Origin of the sequence: Bartonella sp. PS7NMGDW, assembly GCF_042193585.1 — a bacterium.
In the GTDB taxonomy this organism is placed as follows: domain Bacteria; phylum Pseudomonadota; class Alphaproteobacteria; order Rhizobiales; family Rhizobiaceae; genus Bartonella; species Bartonella grahamii.
The window spans coordinates 22,984-45,319 of record NZ_JBHILX010000007.1 but is presented as its reverse complement, the minus strand read 5'-3'; the positions used below and the strand labels follow the sequence as shown (position 1 = coordinate 45,319).

Genomic DNA, 22,336 nt, shown 5'->3' with positions numbered 1-22,336 from the left:
CAAATAAACTTCTCTTTGAATATGGGATACTCTTTCTTGATGGTTTAATGCAAGGATATATAAAATGAATGTGAAAATTTCAGATGTTGCTGCCAAAAAAATTGCACAGATACTTTTGCGTGAACCCGATAAAATAGCATTGCGTATTTCTGTTGAAGGTGGTGGGTGTTCTGGTTTTTCTTATAAATATGACTTGGTTTCTGAAATGTGTAAAGATGACCTCGTTCTCAAAAAAGATGGGGCAGTTGTGTTTATTGATTTACTATCACTTCCTTTCATGGAAGGAGCTGAGATTGATTTTGTTGATGATCTTATGGGGCAGTCTTTTCAAATCCATAATCCCAATGCTGTTTCATCATGTGGTTGTGGTGTAAGTTTTTCAATTTAAAATGATGGCTTTGTGATATTGTTTCTTGAAAAAAATATCATGTTGGTCAACAATGTGAAAATGGGTATTCTTATAAAAATAGTGCACCGATGTGTATGGTTGTGCGTGGTGCTTGCTTTATTGATCTGGAGCCACTGTGCTTTTTCTGAAGAAGGAGAAGGGAAAGATCAGCAGCAGGGACAATCAAGGAGTTTTATTGTAAAGTCTCAAGAGCAGGAAAAAGAAAATGTAGCATCTCAAACACAACTCATTTTGAATGCTCGATTAACAAATAGTTATCCGGATATTGAAAAAGGGCTTGTCTGGCGGGTTTATGCCCCTATTATAGGGATTGATAATAAATTACCATTAGTGGCAACCTATAAGGGGGGAAGTGCGCGTTTTGATCTCGAACCAGGAAGTTATCTTGTTCATGTCTCATTTGGTCATATGAGTGCTGTGCGCCATATTCGTTTAAAAAATGGACAGAGTCTTGTAAAAAACTTTAATCTTGAGGCTGGTGGTGTCATTTTAAATGCAACACTGCTCAATGGTGTAATGAATGAAAAGGAATTACGTTTTACCATTTATGAGGATGAAAAAGAAAATGATGATACGGGGGTGATTTTATCAAATGTTAAACCCCAATCAGTTGTGCGTTTAAAAGCTGGCCGCTACCATGTTGCTTCCCATTATGGTTCTATTAATGCGACGGCTCGTTCGGATATTCAAGTGGATGCTGGTAAAATGACAGAAGTTACCCTTGAACATCAGGCCGCTCAGATTGTCTTAAAGCTGGTACGACAAGAAGGAGGGGAAGCGCTTGCAGATACCAGTTGGTCTCTTGCTAATGATTCTGGTGATATCGTTTATGAAACAGTTGGTGCTTATGTTTCACTCGTGTTAGCGGAGGGAGAGTATATTGCAATTGCTAAAAATAAAGATAAAATCTATCAAAAAGTTTTTTCAGTCGTTTCTGGTCATGATGAAGATATAAGTGTGGTGGCGAATGAGCAAAATATGCAACGAATTGATGAAGATGTGGATTGATCGTTGTTCATGGGGGTAAACTATGATGAGAGACGGGGTATGAGTTTTGATTGAAATTTCAACAGTTGGTGTGTTTTTTGCTGGGGCACTCTCTTTTTTGTCGCCCTGTGTTTTGCCATTAGTTCCTCCTTATTTGTGCTATATGGCAGGTGTTGGTATTGATGATTTTCGCTCAGAAAATCGTGATGAGAAAGTCTTTATACGGTGGGCTTTATTGTCTTCTGTTATTGCTTTTGTTCTCGGGTTTACGACTGTTTTTGTTGCTTTAGGTGCCAGTGCTAGCACAATTGGGAAATTCATCGGTTATTATCGTGATTGGTTCGCCCTTGCTGCTGGAATTGTCATTATTATTTTTGGTTTAAATTTTTTGGGGATTTTCAAGATCGCTTTTTTATTCCGTGAAGCGCGTTTTCAGACCAAAAAAACACCTTCTGGTCCTTTGGGCGCGTATATTATTGGGTTAGCTTTCGCTTTTGGTTGGACACCGTGTATTGGCCCCATTTTAGGTCCTATTATAACGCTTGCTGGAACAAAAGAAACTGTGGGAGAGGGAGCTATCTTATTAGCGGTTTATGCATTAGGTCTTGCTATTCCTTTTATGTTGGCAGCTTTATTTTCGAGCAGTTTTATGCGATTTTTAGGAGCTTTTCGTATTCATTTAGGAAAAGTTGAAAAAATTATTGGTGTTTTTCTTATTCTTACAGGGATTTTGTTTTTAACAGGCTCTATGCAGGATCTTTCATTTTGGCTTTTAGAACATTATCCTTCGTTGAGCTATATTGAAGATATTCGTTGGCACGATATTATGATTTTTTTTGGATTTTCTCGTTAGTCTTATGTGTTTTTATGGTTAGAAGTTGTCTTTCTATTGTTCTTGCTGCAGGTGAGGGGACGCGCATGAAATCGTCTCTGCCTAAGGTACTTCATAAAATTGCTGGATTGCCTCTTATATGCCATGTTCTAAAACAAATAGAATTGGCAGGCTCTTCACAATTAGCAGTCGTTGTGGGATTTGGTGCTAAGGAGGTTACGCACGTTGTTCAGTCATTTGTAAAAGATGCGATGATTTTTGAACAAAAAGAGCGTTTAGGAACAGCTCATGCTGTTTTATCTGCTCGTTTAGCTTTGCAAAAGGAAGTGGATGATGTTCTCATTGTTTTTGGGGATACTCCTCTCATTCAGCAAGATTCATTGCACCAAATGCGTGCACAGCTTGCTGATGGAGCAGATGTTGTTTTTGCAGGTTTTCATACCCAAAATCCAACAGGTTATGGGCGTCTTCTTGAAAAAAATGGTCAATTGATCGCAATTGTAGAAGAAAAAGACGCTAGCGATGAAGAAAAAAAGATTTCTTTTTGTAACGGCGGAATACTCGCTATGCGCGGAAAACATGCACTTTCTCTTTTAGAGAAAGTTGATAATAACAATGTGAAAAAAGAGTATTACTTAACAGATATTGCTTCTCTTGCAACACGTGAAGGATTAGATGTGCGTGTTGTTGAAGTTCCTTTTGAAGATATTGTAGGAATTAACAACGGTCTTGAGCTTTCTGAGGCTGATTCTTTATGGCAAAAACGTAAATCGCGCGATTTAATGTTATCGGGTGTTACGCTTTTAAAACCAGAAACACTCTATTTTTCTTATGATACAGAAATTGAACCAGGGGTGGTGATAGAACCAAATGTTTATTTTGGATTAAGCGTGAAAGTACAATCTGGTGCTGTTATTCATGCATTTAGTTATCTCGAAGGTGCTGTGGTTGGTAGGGATGCACAGATTGGTCCCTATGCACGTTTGCGTCCTGGAACAGAGTTGGCGAAGTCCGTAAAGATTGGAAATTTTTGTGAAGTCAAACAAGCTAAGATAGGAGAATCTTCTAAAATCAATCATTTAAGTTATATTGGTGATGCTGAAATTGGTGCACATACCAATATTGGAGCCGGTACGATTACCTGCAATTATGATGGATTTAACAAATATAAAACCATGATTGGTGATCATGCTTTTGTTGGGTCTAATACGGCACTTGTTTCCCCATTGGTAATAGGGGATGGCTCTTATGTTGCTTCAGGAAGTGTTATTACTGAAAATATTCCTATGAACAGTATGGCTTTTGGGCGTGCACGACAGGTTATAAAAGAGGGCTATGCGACAAAATTTCGAGAGCGCTTGTTAGAAAACAAACAGAAAAAATGATTATTTTCAGCTTATTCCTTTGTTTCGTGTTATTCTAACGATCGATAGGATGTTTATTCTTAAAGATTGCCGTACTCCATGTTTGAATTATTTTATTATTTATAGTTTTAAATAAAGGCTGTTGGATTGTTTTATAAGATTTAAATCTTAAGATGTGGGTTGGAGCTTTTTAATGTGTGGAATTATTGGAATTCTTGGAAAGAGGTGTGTTACGTCTTCTTTGGTTGAGGGGTTAAAACGTCTTGAATATAGAGGGTATGATTCATCTGGGGTGGCAACGGTCCATAATGGGCATCTTTATCGTGTACGTTCTGAGGGGAAGCTTGTTCATTTAGAAGAAAAATTAAAAAAAACACCTCTGGAGGGAAGTTTAGGGATTGGTCATACCCGTTGGGCTACGCATGGAATTGCTGTTGAACGCAATGCGCATCCCCATGTGACTGAAAAGCTTGCGATTGTTCATAATGGTATTATTGAAAATTTTGTAGAATTGCAAAAGGAACTCATAGAGGATGGTTATATCTTTGAAACAGAGACGGATACGGAAGTTATTGCACATTTAATAACGCGTGCATTAAAAGATGGTCTTTCTCCGCAAGAAGCTATGCGTACCAGTTGGAAAAGGCTGCAGGGGGCTTTTGCTATTGCTCTTATTTTCGAAGGAGAAGATAACCTTATGATTGCGGCTCGTTCTGGTCCACCTCTGGCAATTGGTTATGGAAAAGATGAATTTTTTGTTGGGTCAGATGCGATTGCTTTGGCACCATTCGTTGATTATATTAGCTATATGGAAGACGGGGATTGGGCTGTTCTCACACGGGAAGGCGTCACAATTTATGATGTATATAATCAACCGGTAAAACGTCCTGTGACAACATTACTTGAAGAGGCTTTATTGATTTCTAAGGGTAATCATCGCCATTTTATGCACAAGGAAATGTTTGAACAACCTGAAGTGATTTCTCATAATTTGGCGCATTATCTTGATCTTGGAAATTATGCCGTTCGACCTTTTAAGAATTTGATTGATTGGAAAAATATTCATCGCCTCCTTTTTGCGAGTTGTGGAACGGCTTATTATTCAACCTTAGTTGCGCGCTATTGGTTTGAGAAATTTGCCGCTTTAAGTGTTGATAATGATGTTGCTTCGGAGTTTCGTTATCGTGAACCTCCTATAACATCTGATGTGTTGTCGCTGTTTGTTTCTCAATCAGGTGAGACAGCTGACACATTGGCTTCTTTGCGTTATTGTCGTGAGCGGGGTGTAAAAACAGCAACAATTGTGAATGTAGAGCAATCAACAATGGCAAGGGAGGCTGATTTTATTCTTCCAACACTTGCCGGACCGGAAATTGGTGTTGCGTCAACAAAAGCTTTTACCTGTCAATTGGCAACGCTTGCTTCACTAGCACTTAGTGCTGCTAAACAACGTGGCTATCTCTCTGTTCAAATGGAACAGCAGTTGGTTCAACAATTGGCAGAAGTTCCACGTATTTTAAATGAGGTCTTAAAATTAGAGAGCAAAATTGAATGTATTTGTCGTGATTTAGTGAATGCAAAAAGTGTTCTTTATCTGGGACGTGGGACTTCTTATCCGATTGCTTTGGAGGGAGCCCTTAAACTGAAAGAGCTTTCTTATATTCATGCTGAAGGTTATGCGGCGGGTGAGTTGAAGCATGGACCAATTGCTTTGGTGGATGAGACAATACCTGTTATTGTTGTTGCACCTTATGATCGGTGGTTTGAAAAAACTTTTTCTAATATGCAAGAAGTGGTAGCGCGTAATGGTCGTATTATTTTAATAACCGATAAAAGGGGAGCAGAAGTAGCTTGTCTTAAGACTTTATCAACGATCACTTTGCCAGAAGTTCCAGAATTTATTTCTCCTATTATTTATGCACTCCCTGTTCAGTTAATCGCTTATCATACGGCTGTTTTATTAGGAACAGATGTCGATCAACCCCGTAATTTGGCAAAATCAGTCACGGTTGAATAAAAGTATATTTCTGAATCTTTGGAAGAATAATCAAGTGTAAGAAACTGATTGATAATGATAGCTTATTTTTTCCACTTTTCTCTGTTGAACGAGAATACCGGAGACGGGATTTTTCTTTCTAAATTCTTTACGATAAAACAAAAAATATTTTCTTACCTGTCAAAAAATAGATCAGCTATGTGAATATAATGATAGAAAAATGCGCAATATTTCTTCTACTGTTTTAATGCAAGAATAATTTAGATTGAAAGAAAAGATGCTGTTGTTGGGTTGTTACTCTTTCATGAAGCATAAAGATGGTAAGGGATTGCATAGATTGTTTATGGGTTATTCTAAGAGAGAGAACCGTATTTGAACAGAGAGGTATTTTAATTTTTATTAGAGGGTCTTTATTATCCTGCTCGCAAGAGGCGTGTAGCATCATCGTGTCCGAAAAGATAAAGCAGCAACCGTAAAGCTTGTCCTTGCTGAGAAGAAAGATGAGGATCGCGTTGTAAAAATAAACGAGCATCTTTTCTTGCCATTGACAAAAGATCACTATGAACAGCAAGGTTTGCTATATGAAATTCAGGGACTCCGGATTGTTTTGTACCTAAAAGCTCTCCTTCGCCTCGCAGACGCCAATCTTCTTCAGCGATTTCAAAACCATCTTCTGTATTGCGTATAATATTAAGGCGTGTTGCTGCTGTTTTAGTCAGTGGATCTTTATAGAGCAAAATGCAGGAAGATTTTTTATCGCCTCGTCCTACACGTCCACGCAATTGGTGCAGTTGTGAAAGGCCAAAATGTTCGGCGTGTTCGATGATAATGATCGAAGCATCTGGAATATCTACTCCCACTTCAATAACAGTAGTTGCAACTAAAATACGTGTATTTCCACATTTAAAAGATGCCATAGCGGCTTCTTTTTCTGCTGTAGACATTTTTCCGTGGATCATACCAACGTGTGCACCAAAGCGTTCATGGAGAAATGCAAAGCGGTTTTCAATTGAAGTGAGATCAAGAGCTGTCGATTCCTCCACTAAAGGACAAATCCAATAGAGCTTTTCTCCTTTTTCTAATGCAATTGCGATTCGCTCTATAAGCTCATGAAGACGTTTCAAAGAAAGCATTGCTGTTGTAATGGGTTGTCGTCCCATTGGTTTTTCTGTAATTTTAGATACATCCATATCACCAAAAGCTGTTAAGACAAGTGTGCGCGGAATGGGCGTGGCGGTCATAACCAGCATATCAGGTTTATTGCCTTTTTCTGTAAGAGCGATACGTTGATGGACACCAAAACGGTGTTGTTCATCGATAATGGTTAAGGCAAGATTGTTATAAGTAATGCTGTTTTGTATGAGAGCATGGGTTCCGATGATAATAGAAACTTGACCTGATAGAATATCATTCAAGATATTTGTCCGCAATTTTCCTTTTTCTCGCCCTGTTAAAAGAGTTGTTTGTAATCCGACCTTTTCGGCAAGAGGAGCGATGGTGGCAAAATGTTGCCTGGCAAGTACTTCGGTTGGCGCCATTAAAGCTGATTGTCCTGAATTTTCAGCAATTTGTGCCATTGCCATCAATGCAACAACAGTTTTTCCTGCGCCTACATCACCTTGGAGTAGTCTTAGCATCGGTTCTGGTGAAGCAAGATCATTTGCGATATCTTCTACTGCTTTTTTTTGTTCGGTTGTGAGTTGAAAGGGGAGGACATTAAGCAATTTTTTAGTATAAATTCCTGTTGCTGGTCGAGAAGTGCCTACAAGAGATTTGGTTTTTAAACGCACGAGTCCTAGCGCCAATTGACAAGCGAGCAATTCATCATAGGCAAGACGTTTGCGTGCTGTACTTTCTAGGGATAGATCGTTGGGGTTAATGGGCGCATGGATACGGCGTAAAGCAACAGAAAAAGAAGAAAAATTTTGCTGCTTTTTCACATTTTCATCTATCCATTCTGGGAGGAGAGGAATAAAATCAAGAGCGTTTTGTATGGCGCGTCTTAGTGTTTTTGCAGTTAGTCCTGCAGTAGAGGGATAGACAGGTTCGATGAGAGGAATCTGATTTGATTGTTCGCTTGGCGCAATATAGTCGGGATGCGCCATTGAAAATTGCCCATTAAACCATTCAACTTTTCCTGATACAGTAACTTTTTTTCCTTCAGGGAGTTGTTTTTTTAGCCAAAGAGGCTGAGCGTGAAAAAAGACTAAATTTATTTTTCCTGTTTGATCATGGGCAATAACACGATAGGGGATTTTGTTGTGACCACGGGGCGGTGGTTGATGTTGATCGATGATAATTTCGAGCGTAACAGTGTCTCCTTCTTTTACACAAGCGATGCTGGGACGCATTCTGCGGTCTATGACGGAATGGGGCATTAATTGAAGAAGATCAATAAGGGTTGCTTCGCGTTGTGTAGGATTAACATTTAAGAGTTTGGTCAGTAAACCATAGGTTTTAGGTGTAATACCAGAAAGAGTTCGAATAGAATTAAAAAGAGGGGTAAGAAGATTTGGAGGCATGAGCAAATTTAACCTGCTCTTTTTGTTTTTTCTAGACCTTTAGAAGAGCTTTTTGGGGATAAAGTCATAAAGAGGAGGTTGCTTTATTTACATATTATTTACACATTGAATTTTAGGAAGAAAAATTAATATTTAAAGATAAATACAATAAAAGGGTGTAAAAATTAAAGTGCTTAGATGAGGTGTATTGTTTTTCTTTTTATTTTAGCTGTTTATTTGCTGTGAATAGAAGCATTTTCTTGATAGAACTCTCTTATAAATATTAATAAAATTGGGATATTGCTCCTATGTAGGATGATGAACTTATAGCTTTAAAGTTATGATAAACAGGAGTTTTTTTCTTTTATAAGGGGTGCTGTTTGGCATTTATTTTGTAGTGGGAAATTGTGAGAGTGGTAAAAAATAAAAATAAAACGCAAGAGAACAAAAATTCTCTTCCTCGCTTTATTCATTTGAGAGTGCATTCAGCTTATTCTTTACTCGAAGGGGCTTTAAAAATCCCTCAAATTATTCAACAGGCGATTTCAGATCATGCACCAGCGGTTGCTATTACCGATACCAATAATTTATTTGGTGCTTTGGAATTTTCACAGCATTGTCTTTCTCATGGGGTCCAACCTATTATTGGTTGTCAGCTTACTGTTGATTTTTGTGATGAAAATGATCATTCAGGTTTGGCTAAATGGCGTAATTCTGCTAATTTTTGCTCTATTGTTCTTTTGGCTGCTAGCGAAACCGGTTATGCTCATTTGGTTCGTCTTGTCAGCCGTGCTTATCTTGATAAATGTGATACTGATCCTCCTCATATTAAAGCTAATTGGTTGTCGGCACACAGTGAAGGAATAATTGCTTTAACGGGAGGTAAGGGAGGACCTATTAATCTTTCTTTGGCGGAAGAGAAAAAAGAACATGCTGTTGAGCGCTTGATTTATTTGAAAAAATCTTTTGCTGATCGTCTTTATGTGGAATTACAACGGCATGGCTCTTATGATCGGAGAGTAGAGGCTGATCTTATTGAATTGGCTTATGCGCATGAAATTCCTCTTGTTGCGACAAATGAAGCCTTTTTTCTGAAGAGAGAAGGGTATGAAGCGCATGATGCGCTGATGGCTGTTTCAGAAGGGCAAATAGTCTCTAATCCAGATCGCAAACGTGTGACGCCAGATCATTATTTGAAGTCACAAGATGAAATGGTTACACTGTTTTCGGATCTTCCAGAAGCTTTAGAAAATAGTGTTGAAATTGCATTGCGTTGCCATATTGCCACACCTCTTCGAAAACCGATATTGCCTCGTTTTATAGAACAATCTGCTAATTCAGAAGCTACTTTAGAAGTAGAAGATAGTGAGTTGTTAAATCAGGCTAAAGCTGGTTTGAAGATGCGGCTTGAAACAATTGGATTGGCTGAAGGGTATACGATTGCAGATTATGAGCAGCGGCTTGATTATGAAATTTCAGTTATTACGCGTATGCAATTTTCGGGATATTTTCTTATCGTTTCAGATTTCATAAAATGGGCAAAGGTTCATGATATTCCCGTTGGACCAGGACGGGGTTCTGGTGCTGGTTCACTTGTTGCTTATGCATTGACGATAACTGATGTTGATCCATTGCGGTTTTCTCTTCTCTTTGAACGTTTTCTCAACCCAGATCGTGTTTCGATGCCAGATTTTGATATCGACTTTTGTCAAGAGCGGCGCGAAGAAGTTATTCAATATGTTCAAAAAAAATATGGACGTAATCAAGTTGCTCAAATTATTACCTTTGGTAAGTTACAGGCACGTGCAGTTTTGCGTGATGTGGGGCGTGTTTTAGAAGTTCCTTATCGTCAGGTGGATTATCTTACAAAATTAATTCCTGCCACACCAGGAAGTCAGGTAGAATTGGCTGATGCTATTAAGGATGAACCTAAATTTGAAGAGGAAAAGAAAAAAGATCCCGTTGTTGGACGCGCATTAGATATCGCACTCCAGTTGGAGGGACTTTATCGTCATGCTTCAACTCATGCTGCTGGGATTGTTATCGGAGATCGTCCGCTTTGGGAGCTTGTCCCGATGTATCGTGATCCTCGTTCTGATATGCCTGTTACACAATTTAACATGAAATATGTTGAACAGGCAGGGCTGGTAAAATTTGATTTTCTTGGATTAAAAACGCTTACTGTTTTGAAAATGGCAGTCGATTTTGTTGCCAGAAAGGGGATTAAAATAGATTTATCAAATATTCCTCTGAATGATGAAACAACCTACGCTATGATGGCACGTGGTGAAACGGTTGGTGTGTTTCAGGTGGAAAGTTCTGGTATGCGCAAGGCGTTGATTGGAATGAAGCCAGACCGTATTGAAGATATTATTGCGCTGGTCGCACTTTATCGTCCAGGTCCAATGGAGAATATTCCAACCTATAATGCACGCAAACATGGGGAAGAGGAAATTGCTTCTATTCATCCTAAAATAGACCATCTGATCAAAGAAACACAAGGTGTTATTGTCTATCAAGAACAGGTGATGCAGATTGCTCAGGTGCTTGCTGGCTATTCGCTTGGAGAAGCTGATTTATTACGTCGTGCTATGGGGAAAAAAATTCATGCTGAAATGCAAAAACAGCGTACGCGTTTTGTTAATGGAGCTGTTGCAGGTGGTGTGGATAAAGATCAAGCTGATATTATCTTTGATCTTTTAGCAAAATTTGCCGATTATGGTTTTAATAAATCGCACGCTGCTGCTTATGCAATTGTTTCTTACCAAACAGCTTATATGAAAGCAAACTATCCCGTTGAGTTTTTAGCTGCTTCAATGACATATGATATGACGAATACAGATAAGCTCAATGATTTTCGGCGTGAAGCATTAAGGTTGGGTATTGAAGTTATTGCACCTTCTATACAAACATCTCATCGTGTTTTTGAGGTTGGTGATAACTGTATTTATTATTCTCTTGCTGCCATTAAAGGTGTGGGAGAAACTGTTGTGGATCATATTGTTACTTGTCGTGGGAATAAGATTTTTAAGGATTTGGAAGATTTTTGTGCGCGTATTGATCCTCGTATTGTTAATAAGCGTGCGATGGAAAGTTTAGTTTGTGCTGGTGCTTTTGATTGTTTTAACATTGCACGTGAGGTTTTATTAGCCAATCTTGGAACCCTTCATGCGCGTGCACTTCGTATTCTCGATGACAATTCTAGCGGGCAGGTTGATATATTTGGAATGGCAGGCGGATTAAAAGAACCATTGATTTTATCGCAAACAACCCCTTGGTTGCCGGCTGAGAAACTTTATCGAGAATTTCAAGCTATAGGTTTTTACTTTTCTGCGCATCCTTTGGAGGAGTATCAAACTATTCTGGACAAAAAACGCATTCAGACTTGGGGTAATTTTGCCAATGCCGTTAAAGGGGGAGCAACGGCTGCACGGCTTGCTGGAACTGTTGTGGCAAAAAACGTGCGTAAAACAAAATCTGGTAAAAAAATGGGAATTATTCATTTTTCTGATACAAGTGGACAATATGAAGCAGTTCTCTTTTCTGAGGTACTATCGGATTATGAAGAGATGCTAGAACCCGGAAAATCTTTTATTATTACGGTAAGCGCAGAAAATCGTTCTGAAGGAGTTAGTTTGCGAATTGAAACAATTCAGTCTTTGGAAAAGGAATCATTACAACAGCATAAAATGATGCGTCTTTTTATAAAAACAGTTGATATGCTTCCACAAATTGAACAAAATTTAAATCTTGGGGGAAATGGAGAGGTTGGGCTTATTTTAATTCAAGAGGATGGATTGCGAGAAGTCGAAATTGCGCTTCCTAAGCGATATAAGGTAAATTCACATGTCGCAAATGCGATGAAATTAATTCAGGGTGTTGTTGATGTAGAACTGAGTTAAAGAAAGATAAAGATGGGAGCTGATTTTGAGTGGTGTTTTTGCTTTTAGGAGAGCTAAAAATTGAGCTTTTAAAATCGGATTGTATATTTTAAAAAATATAGCCTTTATTTGAGTGAATTATGATGGGTTTTAGTGTCATAGAGTCAAAAAATCTCGTTCTTTCGTAATATTCAAAGTACTGGAAAAATTTTATAAGTTTTTATCATTATTTTTTATGGAATTCATTGCATCATACATGTAAAGCCAATTGAGATCTGACATAATGCTCTCTGGTGTACGAATTTTCATCATGAGATTGCGTGCAATTGCTATGGGACCGGTTGCGTGATAGGCTAATCTATTGAAATCTCCGCGTTTTTTTACTGCTGCAATACGGGGGGTGCGTGTTGTTTCGTAAAGCGAAAGTGCTTTCGTTAATGAAAAATCTTGCAATGAAAGTGCTTCTGCTAATGTGGCAGCATCTTCGATTGCCATAGCGGCACCTTGTGCTGCAAAAGGTAAGGCAGCATGTGCGCAATCGCCAACAAATACTTGTCTCTCTAAACCGATAAAACGATTTTGTTTCATTTGAAAGAGTGGCCAATAGCTCCATTCATCAATATGATCAAAGATTTGTAAGATTTTTGAATTCCAATCTCTAAAAAGAGATTTGAGTTTTTCTTTATCTCCTTTATGAGCCCATCCTTCTTTTGAATTTTCTCCATTTGTGATGGCGACAAAATTAAAAATTTTTTCTGACGATTGAATGGGATAGACAACAAGATGATTTTTTGGTCCCATCCAAGCCGTAATTGTCTTCATATTTTGCAATGAAGAACGAAAGTTTTGAGGAAGATTATCAAATGTTGTTGTTGCACGCCAAGCAATAAAGCCACTAAAATTTGCTCTTTCATGAAAAGGAGATTGTTGCCGTAATGTTGACCAAACGCCATCACATCCGATCAGGAGGGGCGTTGAATGAAGCTGTTCTGTTGCCGTATCTGTTTTTATTGTTGTGATTTTAATGTTGCTTGCAGATTGGGTAGAAGATACAATCGTTTCGCCTGCTTTGTATTTGATCAAAGGATTTTCAATCACTGCATTATATAAAATTTTTTGTAAAGCCGCGCGGTGAATCGTCATATAAGGGGCTTTCCAATATTTTTCTGTTAGATTAATAAGATGAGCCCGTAGATGTATTTTTAAAGATAATCCATCTTTTAACTCAAGAAAATGTGGGATTGTAGCGACTGCAGTGAGTTTGTTAAGAAGTTTCCAGCGAGCAAGAATAGATGTTGCATTTGGTGTCAGTTGAATACCAGCGCCTATCGTTTCAAGTTGCTTATACTTTTCGATAATGGTGCTTGCAATTCCTTTATGAGCGAGTGCTAAAGCGGTGCTTAAACCAGCAATTCCTCCTCCAACAATGATGGGTGATTGTTCCACAAATGATTTCATATTAAACAAGCAGAATTAAAAGAGTGGTTATTAAGAAAGCCAAAAAACGCGATTATAATAGCTTTTCTGGATGATATAAGCATCCTGTTGGGTTTGTTTGATCGTATGATAGCGAGGGAACATAACGATAAAGGGTTGAGCAGTAAGGGCAAATTTTCTCATCTGCTGCTCCCATGTCGATAAAGATATGAGGATGATCGAATGGGTGTGTAGCGCCTACACACATAAATTCTTTCACACCAATTTCGATTGTTTTATATCCAAGGTCATTTTGGAAATGAGGGATATTGTGATCAGCCATGGGGTACAAACTCCAGAATAAATTGTCTCATCAGCTATGATTGGGCTCTTCTATTTTATAGGCGTGAGTTTGTAATAAAGCTTATGATAATGCAAGCTGCTTTTTAAGACAAATTTCTCCTATTTTATGCTATATTATAATAATTGTCTTACTTTTAGTGCTTTGCGCATAGAAGATAGTTCCAAGTATTTTTAAATATTAAATGGAAAAATGATAAGGAAAGTTAGGCATTGATATATTATTATGATGATAACATGTTATCAAATGTTATGTGAGATATTTCGTCAAGGATTTTAGAAAATATAAAAGAAAATTATTTAGGATATATGGAACAGAGGGTGGTAGATAAAATTTCTATATCGAATATAACAATGAAAAATCCGGTACGGTTTATTAATCGAGAGTTTTCATGGCTACAATTTAATAATCGTGTTTTGATGGAAGCGGCTAATGCGAGACATCCTTTATTAGAACGTCTACAATTTCTTTCTATTTCAGCTGCAAATCTTGATGAGTTTTTTATGGTTCGTGTTGCAGGATTAGCCGCTCAAATTCGTTCTCGCATTACAGCGTGCAGTGCAGATGGGCACACTCCACAGGAACAACTTGATATTGTATTAGCTGAAATTTCAAAGCTGCAGGCTCACCAACTACGAGAATTGAATGTTTTACGTAATGAATTAAAAAAGAATGATATTGAAATTATTTGTTCTGATGATCTTTCAGAAATTGAAAAATCATGGCTTGAAAAATATTTTCTTGAGACAATTTTTCCTGTTTTAAAACCTTTGCCTGTTGATTCTACTCATCCTTTTCCATTTATTCCTAATTTAGGGCTTTCTATTGCGCTTCAATTGTCTGGAGAAACTGATCAGAACTCTCACATAGTGTTGTTGTCTATTTCAATGCTTTTGAGGCGTTTTATTCTTCTTCCTCAAGAGGGTAATCATTTTCGTTTTATTGCATCTGAAGATGTTATTTGCCTTTTTATTAAACATGTATTTCCTAACTATGAGGTTACAGGAATTGGTATATTTAGAGTAATCCGAGATAGTGATATTGAAGTAGAAGAAGAAGCTGAGGATCTTGTTCATTTTTTTGAAACTGCTCTCAAAAGGCGGCGCCGTGGGCAGGTTATTCGAGTTGAGTTTGACGCAAGAATGCCAGAGAGTTTACGCCAATTTATAGCGAATAGTCTCGCTGTCCCTGATAATTGTATTAATGTTCTTGATGGATTTTTAGCGCTTAATATGGTATCAGAAATTGTTTCTATTCCTCGTGATGATCTCAAATTTATTCCTTATATTTCTCGTGTTCCAGAATGTATTCGTGAACATAAAGGGGATTGTTTTGCGGCTATTCGTGAAAATGATATTGTGATTCATCACCCCTATGAGACATTTGATGTTGTTGTCCAATTTTTACGTCAAGCTGCTTGCGATCCTGATGTTGTGGAAATCAAACAAACACTTTATCGTACATCAAATGATAGCCCAATTGTTAGCGCTTTGATTGAAGCAGCTGAACAGGGAAAGTCTGTGACTGCTTTGGTAGAACTTAAAGCACGTTTTGATGAGGAAGCAAATATTCGTTGGGCGCGGGATCTTGAATGTGCTGGGGTTCAAGTTATTTTTGGTTTTATTGCATTAAAAACTCATGCTAAGATGTCATTGGTTGTGAGACGTGAGGGAAAACGTCTTTGCTCTTATGTTCATCTTGGAACAGGAAATTATCATCCCATTAACGCTAAAACTTATACCGATCTTTCTTTTTTTTCCACGGATGATGATATCGCTCATGATGTTGCGTTATTGTTCAATTATATTGCGCAATATGAGCGTCCAAATGAAACAATGAAGATTGCTTTTTCACCCTTAACATTGCGTGGTCGTATCTTAGAGCATATTGAGGGAGAAATTGTTCATGCACAACAGGGAAGGTTTGCTGCTATTTGGATGAAAGTTAATGCATTGGTTGATCCTGAAATTATTGATGCTTTATATCGTGCCAGTCAAGCAGGGGTGCGAATTGATTTGGTTGTGCGGGGGATATGTTGTTTACGTCCTCGTATTCTAGGAATTTCGGATAATATTCGTGTAAAATCAATTGTCGGGCGTTTTCTTGAACATAGTCGCATTTTTTGTTTTGGGAATGGTCAAGATTTGCCTAATGAAAATGCACTCGTTTACTTAGGCTCTGCTGATATGATGCCTCGTAATCTGGACTATCGTATTGAAATATTGGTTCCAGTTTTTAATAAAATAGTGCGTCAAAAAATTCTTTTACAGATTATGTTGGCTAATATTATTGATAATCAGCAAAGCTTTGATATACTTAAGGATGGAACATCAAAACGTATTACGCCGCAGATAGGTGAAAGTCTATTTAATGCGCAGGAGTATTTTATGGCCAGTACAAGTTTTGCAGGGGAAAATGAGTCTTTTGAGTCTTCTGTTTCGCGCTTGGTTGCGTTGCATCGGCAACAAGCCGAAATACATAAAGACTAAAATCCAATGACATATAGAGATGCTCAAGGTCGGTTAAAAGGGTGTAAGCCTGTTGCTGTTATTGACATTGGCTCAAATTCTGTTCGGTTGGTTATTTATGAGGGGCTTGTTCGCTCACCAACAGTTTTATTTAATGAAAAGATTCTTTGTGGTCTCGGTCATGGTGTGGCAAAAACGGGATTTTTAGAAGAACAATCGATGAAAATGGCATTGCAAACACTGAAACGGTTTCGTACGCTTTGTCGACAGATTGGGGCAGATGAGGTCTATACTTTAGCAACAGCAGCAGCACGAGATGCAAAGAATGGCGTAGCATTTATTCAGCATGCTGAAGATATTTTGCAAAATAAAATATATCTTCTTTCAGGAAGTGAAGAAGCTATGTATTCAGCATATGGAGTTGTTTCTACTTTTTATCAACCAAAAGGTATTTCTGGAGATCTTGGTGGTGGAAGTCTTGAGCTGATTGATATTGATCATTCTGATGTTGGTGAAGGGATAACTCTCCCATTAGGTGGTTTAAGGCTACAGTATATGTCAAATAATGATAGTGCTGTAGCTACAAAAATTGTACATGAGCAATTTTATAAATCGTCTGTTGTTCGTACTCGTAAAGGTACAGCACGTTATTTTTATGCAGTAGGGGGGACATGGCGTAATTTGGCAAAACTCCATATGGCAATGAAACACTATCGGCTCCCTGTTATGCATGGCTATGAAGTTGAAGCCGTTGAAATGGAGAACTTTTTACGTCTTGTAGCACGTGGCAATATTGATAATTTGAGAGGGATTGCAGCGATTTCTCAGAATCGTCGGAAACTTTTATCTTATGGGGCAATAGTTCTTATTGAACTCATTCAGTGTATGCAGTTTGAAAAGATAATTTTTTCAGGTGCTGGCGTTCGTGAAGGTTTTCTTTATTCACGATTGCCGCAGGCGATTCAGCTGTCAGATCCTCTCATTGCAGCATGCACAGAAATGGCTATTTTACGGGCACGTTCACCAAAACAAGCAGAAGAACTCATTGATTTTACGACGAATGCTTTTGAAGTTTTTGGAATTTCAGAAACTGAAAATGAATGTCGTTATCGTCAAGCTGCTTGTCTTCTTGCGGATATTGGTTGGCGTATACATCCAGATTATAGAGGTAATGAAGCAGCAAATCAAATAGCTTTAGGATCTTATCCAGGAATTTCCCATGAAGGGCGCCTTTATGCGGCGCTTGCTGTTTTTTTTCGCAATACGAGTTTATTGGTTGATAAAGAATCTCTTCCCATTTTTCAATTAGCAACTCAAAATATAATTGAGAAAGCACGTATTCTTGGCGAAACTATGCGTATTGCTCATCTTTTTAGTGCTTCTGTTGCAGGAATTTTACCTCATTTATTGTGGCATAAAAAAGCAGATCATATTATCCTGCAGATCCCAAAGAATTACGCTGGGTTATTAGGAGAACGTCCTCTTGGACGATTACAGACGTTATCAAAAATAATAAAACAACCTCTCGCTTTTGAAATTTTTTGATTTTTTTCCTAATTTATTCGTGTTTTATGTCTTATAATAGGGCTATTGACGAGGGATAAACTAGCTAACCTATCATCATGAGCTGGACAATAGGACTTGTTCCATAACTTTCATACCAGACACCACGCAAGGCATTGGTAATGCTCTGAGCATTCATAAAAGAAAACATAATTTTTTTATTCTGTTATTTGCGTCACAAGATGGATTTTTCACTTCATAAGCTTCATGTGAAAATGAAAGCCTTGTCCATTTTTACCTGAAAAGGTTTTCTTTTTATGCTGCGTCGTTATAACGTTTCTGTTTAGCTTGCTCGATTATATTGATAAGATTCGATTGTAACCAACGCGATAAAAAAAACAAACTTTTAAAGGTTTTGGGAGAGATCCATTGGTTACATGACACCGGAATGTTGAAATACTCATATGAAGCAGTTTTGCACTTTCACGGTCTGTCAAAAGAATATCATTTCAGTCATTATAAAATCCTTTCACTATAAAAAATAGAAATAAATCATAACTATTTATTAACCATGATTTTTTGAAAGGCGTTTAATCTATAAAAAACAGCGCTTTATCATATAATTTCTTATGTAAAACTTTATGAGTCTTATTGAGATGGAATGAGAGAATCTTATGATATTCGGGGGTCTAATTTAATATAAATAACGCTAGATTATCTTTATAAATCAGTATGTTGTCTTTGTTAGGTGTTTTAGTTGTTATGCTGGCTGGTTTTTGATTGTTATATTGCAATCTCGGTAGTTTTTTAATACGATATGGGGACGTAAGATATTATATCTTTGTTTGTTCCTATTGCTAGGCTGCTATTTTTGTAATGAGTGCGCTTTTATTATCAGAACTTTTTCTTTTCAAAACTTTTAAATAAGGAGCTGTCTGTTTTTTTAGATTATTTTTAATAGGATTGCTATTTGATTGACTGGGTAAAGATTTAGCTGTCATTTTTAATAAGGGTTCACTATTTAATTTTTAACTTTGTCAGAAGTAGGCTTTATTTATCCTGTTTGCGTTGGTCTATAGGGCATACCAATTGATGTAGATAATGAGTAGCGTAATGGATTTTTCAAAATGAAAATGTAAATTAAAGCTGTTTTGTGCTTATTTTTCCATCGTTAAAGTAAAACCCTATCTGTCCCTTTAGCAGTTGTTCGGCTTTTTGACCAAATATTTCATAGCGCCAGCCATTCATAGCGGGAATATTTTTCTTTATTCCTCCATTGGCAATTTTTTCTAAATCATTAGATGTTGCAATAATTTTAGGGGCAATGCTGTTTTCATTTGCAACAATTTTTAATAACACTTTGAGTAGATCGATAACAGCGGCTGTCGTATCATTGAGTGGATTATGTTTAGGAATGGGGGGTAAAGTAGAAAGATCCACCTCTAAGCCTTCATGGACAGCTTTGATTAATGATTGAGCAATTGAGAGTTTATCCCAGTTCTTATTAAGACTGCGCAACCGCTTTAATGCAGATTCATCTTTTGGTTGTTGGGTTGCTATTTCTATAAGACATTCATCTTTTATGATATGACGACGTGGCATATTGTATTTTCGTGCTTCACGTTCCCGCCAAGCTGCTATCTTTTGTAATACAGCAAGTTCACGTGGCTTTTTAATTTTTCCTTTCACCTTTTTCCATGCTTCATCTTCTGGCATATCATAGGTCTTAGGATTTAAAAGGATTGTTATTTCATCGTCCATCCAGTGAGCACGTTGATTTTTTTCTAACCTTTTTTTCAATAATAGGTAAACGTCTCTTAAGTAGGTTACATCGGCAAGTGCATAGAGCAGTTGTTTTTCAGACAAAGGGCGGTAACTCCAGTCTGTAAAGCGGGAGGATTTATCAAGATGATGCCCCGTGCAGCGTTGTACAATTTGATCATAGGAGATAGAATCACCAAATCCACAAATTGATCCTGCTATTTGCGTATCAAAGAGAGGGGAAGGAATAACACCTCCAAGATGATAAATTGTTTCAATATCTTGGCGCGCAGCATGAAAAACTTTTACAACTTTTTTATCGATCATAAGGTCAAAAAAAGGTTGTAAATCAATATCCGGTGCTATGGGATCAATCAAAACTGTGATATCTGGTGATGCGAGCTGGATTAAACACAGTTGAGGCCAAAAAGTTGTTTCGCGGATAAACTCAGTATCGACTGTTACAAAATCAGAGGTATGTAGAGCGTTAAGTGCAATTTCAAGATCGGTTGTTTGTGTAATAAGATTCATCATTTTATTATAATTCGATAAATTAAATTTGTCCTTTATTGACTTTATTTTTGAGTTTTTATTCTCATATCTTGACAAATGGTTATTAAAAAGAGTTTGTAGCGCATATGAATATTATAATCAAAGGCAAAAAATATGCACCGTTATCGCAGTCATCATTGTGCGGCTCTTCGTAAATGTGATGTAGGAGCACAAGTCCGTCTTTCGGGATGGGTTCATCGTGTTCGTGATCATGGCGGAATTCTTTTTGTGGATTTACGTGATCATTTTGGAATCACACAAATTGTTGCTGACCCTGCTTCGCTGGCTTTTAAAGTTATTGAAAAAGTGCGTTCTGAATGGGTTATTCGTGTGGATGGAGAGGTATGTGCACGTTCCGATGAGGTTATTAATGCAACGCTTCCAACAGGTGAGATTGAAATTTTTGCACAAGAGGTAGAAATTCTTTCAAAATCTGATGAACTTCCTTTACCGGTTTTTGGTGAGCCTGATTATCCAGAAGATATTCGATTAAAATATCGTTTTCTTGATTTGCGTCGGGAGACTATGCACAAAAATATCATGCGTCGGACTGAAATTATTGCGGCTATGAGACGGGCTATGCAAAATAATGGTTTTACGGAATTTACGACGCCACTTTTGACAGCTTCATCACCGGAAGGAGCACGTGATTTTTTGGTCCCAAGTCGTGTTCATCAAGGAAAATTTTATGCGCTACCGCAAGCACCACAGCAATATAAACAATTGTTGATGATGTCAGGTTTTGATCGTTATTTTCAGATTGCTCCATGTTTTAGAGATGAAGATCCAAGGGCCGACCGTCTTCCTGGTGAATTTTATCAATTAGATGTTGAAATGAGTTTTGTTGAGCAAGAAGATGTTTTAGCAACTATGGAACCTATTATGCGTTCTATTTTTGAAGAATTTGCAGATGGAAAAACTGTGACACAAAGCTTTCCTCGCATTTCCTATGATGAAGCAATGCGAAAATATGGTTCTGATAAGCCTGATCTACGTAATCCGATCATTATGGAAGATGTTTCTCAGCATTTTTATAATTCTGGTTTCAAAGTCTTTGCTCAAATTTTAGCGAATGATGAGAATGCACAAGTGTGGGCTATTCCAGCTAAAACGGGTGGAAGTCGTGCTTTTTGTGATCGTATGAATGTATGGGCACAAGGCGAGGGGCAACCAGGGCTCGGTTATATTTTTTGGCGTGAAGAAGAAGGAAAATTGGAAGGAGCAGGGCCTATCGCCAAAAATATTGGTGAACAGAGGACTGAAGCAATCCGTATACAGCTTGGACTTGAAAGTGGTGATGCTTGTTTTTTTGTGGCTGGAGATCCAAAAAAATTCGCATCTTTTGCTGGAGCAGCCCGTACACGGGTAGGGGAAGAATTAGATCTTCTCGATAGAGAGAGTTTCTCTTTGGCGTGGATTGTTGATTTTCCATTTTTTGAATGGAATGAAGATGAAAAAAAGATTGATTTTGGACATAATCCTTTTTCCATGCCTCAAGGGGGAGAAAATGCTCTTGAGACCCAAGATCCTCTTACTCTTAAAGCTTTTCAATATGATCTTGTTTGCAATGGTTATGAAATTGCATCAGGTGGAATTCGTAATCACTTACCAGAAATGATGCTTAAAGTTTTTGAACTTGTAGGACTTTCTAAGGAAGTTGTGAAAGATCGTTTCGGTGGTCTTTATCGTGCATTCCATTATGGGGCTCCGCCACATGGTGGCATGGCTGCGGGAATTGACCGCATCATTATGCTGTTGCAGGGTGTTAAAAATTTGCGTGAAGTTGCTTTATTTCCTATGAATCAACAGGCACTTGATCTTTTGATGAGTGCTCCGTCTGATGTTTCTCCTACACAATTACGTGATTTAGGAATCCGTATGGCTCCTACTCACAAAAATAGCTCATAAAATTGATTATGGATTGTTTTCATCTTTTCTACGTAGAGTGAAGTTTTGATGCCTCTCAAGAGCATCATGTGTGTGTATATGCTGTTTGTGAAATTTAGATAGACAAAAACGCCATTGTGTTGATTCTTTACGAGGCATTTTTATTCCTTGTTTTTATAGTGGCTGTTTCCTTTGTGATAGGTGAGGAAATGATTGTGATTGTTTTATCATGAATACATTAGAAATGAGAGAATTCTGTAATATTTGGAAGTCTCATTTTAGTTGAAAAAAAAATGAATTATCTTTATACGACAATATATTATTTATTTTTTATTGAAGTTTTTACAATGTTGTAGCAGAGAATTGTGTTTCTTCGTTTTTATGAGAATAATGCGGTTTTCTATTCTATGGACTTACT

The 22,336-nt window shown here is 37.6% G+C and carries 13 protein-coding genes and 1 pseudogene; 9 read left to right on the top strand and 5 right to left on the bottom strand.

The window, feature by feature from the left end; genetic code table 11:
• The first annotated feature begins 64 nt into the window (after positions 1-64).
• The 5 genes from ACFIKJ_RS05235 to glmS all read left to right on the top strand — a co-directional run bounded on the left by ACFIKJ_RS05235 (position 65) and on the right by glmS (position 5,609).
• Positions 65-388 (top strand): iron-sulfur cluster assembly accessory protein, encoded by a 324-nt coding sequence (locus tag ACFIKJ_RS05235; protein ID WP_015856510.1) that lies wholly within the window; start codon positions 65-67, stop codon positions 386-388.
• A gap of 39 nt (positions 389-427) precedes the next feature.
• Positions 428-1,417: a carboxypeptidase regulatory-like domain-containing protein gene (locus tag ACFIKJ_RS05230; RefSeq protein WP_375626070.1), complete on the top strand. Its 990-nt coding sequence runs from the start codon at positions 428-430 to the stop codon at positions 1,415-1,417.
• 46 nt (positions 1,418-1,463) lie between these two features.
• A complete protein-coding gene (locus ACFIKJ_RS05225) occupies positions 1,464-2,249 on the top strand; it encodes a cytochrome c biogenesis CcdA family protein (protein WP_375625969.1) in 786 nt (261 codons plus the stop codon).
• A 14-nt stretch (positions 2,250-2,263) separates the two neighbouring features.
• Positions 2,264-3,613: a bifunctional UDP-N-acetylglucosamine diphosphorylase/glucosamine-1-phosphate N-acetyltransferase GlmU gene (gene glmU / locus ACFIKJ_RS05220; protein ID WP_375625968.1), complete on the top strand. Its 1,350-nt coding sequence runs from the start codon at positions 2,264-2,266 to the stop codon at positions 3,611-3,613.
• 172 nt (positions 3,614-3,785) lie between these two features.
• Entirely contained in the window at positions 3,786-5,609 is a 1,824-nt protein-coding gene (glmS, locus tag ACFIKJ_RS05215; RefSeq protein WP_375625966.1) for a glutamine--fructose-6-phosphate transaminase (isomerizing), read from the top strand.
• 392 nt (positions 5,610-6,001) lie between these two features.
• Here glmS and recG read toward each other — a convergent pair whose 3' ends face one another.
• Positions 6,002-8,110, bottom strand: coding sequence for an ATP-dependent DNA helicase RecG (gene recG / locus ACFIKJ_RS05210; RefSeq protein ID WP_375625964.1), 2,109 nt, complete (start codon positions 8,108-8,110; stop codon positions 6,002-6,004).
• Between the two features lie 392 nt (positions 8,111-8,502).
• Here recG and dnaE point away from each other — a divergent pair, with 392 nt between their 5' ends.
• Positions 8,503-11,991: a DNA polymerase III subunit alpha gene (gene dnaE, locus ACFIKJ_RS05205; protein WP_375651840.1), complete on the top strand. Its 3,489-nt coding sequence runs from the start codon at positions 8,503-8,505 to the stop codon at positions 11,989-11,991.
• 189 nt (positions 11,992-12,180) lie between these two features.
• On the opposite strand, the gene ACFIKJ_RS05200 is transcribed toward dnaE, so the two are convergent.
• The gene (locus tag ACFIKJ_RS05200) at positions 12,181-13,428 is read right to left on the bottom strand and encodes an FAD-binding protein (protein ID WP_375626915.1); all 1,248 of its coding nucleotides are present in this window, start codon (positions 13,426-13,428) and stop codon (positions 12,181-12,183) included.
• Positions 13,429-13,480: 52 nt separating this feature from the next.
• Positions 13,481-13,729 (bottom strand): zinc-finger domain-containing protein, encoded by a 249-nt coding sequence (locus tag ACFIKJ_RS05195; RefSeq protein WP_375611536.1) that lies wholly within the window; start codon positions 13,727-13,729, stop codon positions 13,481-13,483.
• Between the two features lie 326 nt (positions 13,730-14,055).
• Between ACFIKJ_RS05195 and ACFIKJ_RS05190 the strand changes: the two genes are divergently transcribed.
• Together ACFIKJ_RS05190 and ppx are read left to right on the top strand one after the other, a co-directional pair.
• The gene (locus ACFIKJ_RS05190) at positions 14,056-16,236 is read left to right on the top strand and encodes an RNA degradosome polyphosphate kinase (protein WP_375626912.1); all 2,181 of its coding nucleotides are present in this window, start codon (positions 14,056-14,058) and stop codon (positions 16,234-16,236) included.
• A 6-nt stretch (positions 16,237-16,242) separates the two neighbouring features.
• Positions 16,243-17,760: an exopolyphosphatase gene (gene ppx / locus ACFIKJ_RS05185; RefSeq protein ID WP_375626910.1), complete on the top strand. Its 1,518-nt coding sequence runs from the start codon at positions 16,243-16,245 to the stop codon at positions 17,758-17,760.
• Positions 17,761-18,033: 273 nt separating this feature from the next.
• On the opposite strand, the pseudogene ACFIKJ_RS05180 reads toward ppx, so the two are convergent.
• Together ACFIKJ_RS05180 and rnd are read right to left on the bottom strand one after the other, a co-directional pair.
• A pseudogene (locus tag ACFIKJ_RS05180) lies at positions 18,034-18,221 on the bottom strand (helix-turn-helix transcriptional regulator).
• Positions 18,222-18,858: 637 nt separating this feature from the next.
• Positions 18,859-20,013, bottom strand: a complete 1,155-nt coding sequence (gene rnd, locus ACFIKJ_RS05175) for a ribonuclease D (protein WP_375626908.1) — start codon at positions 20,011-20,013, stop codon at positions 18,859-18,861.
• Between the two features lie 132 nt (positions 20,014-20,145).
• On the opposite strand from rnd, the gene aspS reads away from it, so the two are divergent.
• Positions 20,146-21,939 carry an aspartate--tRNA ligase gene (gene aspS, locus ACFIKJ_RS05170; protein WP_375653901.1) on the top strand — a complete coding sequence of 598 codons (1,794 nt, stop codon included), beginning with the start codon at positions 20,146-20,148 and terminating at the stop codon, positions 21,937-21,939.
• Positions 21,940-22,336: the final 397 nt, after the last annotated feature.